A 255-nucleotide genomic window follows, 5' to 3' on the forward strand; every position below is an offset into this window, starting at 1 on the left:
GGTAATCGGCACGCACGGTTTCAGTCATTAACGATCTCCTTCAGAGCTGCTGGCATCCCGCTTCGCCAGATTGGCAAACATGTTGTTGTAAGCAGCCAGTTCAGCCTCATTATTCCGGTCGGCCGCCCGGTCTTTACGCCGTGTTTCGCGGGCATCGGTCCGCGACCACTGCAGGGCCACGCCAATGGCCACCATTACGGTGGGAATTTCGCCCACTCCCCACATGATGGATCCGCCGAGCTGCTGGTCCTCAAG

Annotated in this window: 1 protein-coding gene; it reads right to left on the reverse strand. The window is 58.8% G+C overall.

Annotated elements, in window-relative coordinates; all coding sequences use genetic code 11:
• Positions 1–27: 27 nt before the first annotated feature.
• Positions 28–255, reverse strand: a 228-nt coding sequence (locus SB754_RS21485; RefSeq protein WP_410784352.1) for a cytochrome c oxidase assembly protein, incomplete at its 5' end; no start/stop codon positions are given.

This window comes from Leifsonia sp. SIMBA_070 (assembly GCF_046534635.1).
Classification (GTDB): domain Bacteria; phylum Actinomycetota; class Actinomycetes; order Actinomycetales; family Microbacteriaceae; genus Leifsonia.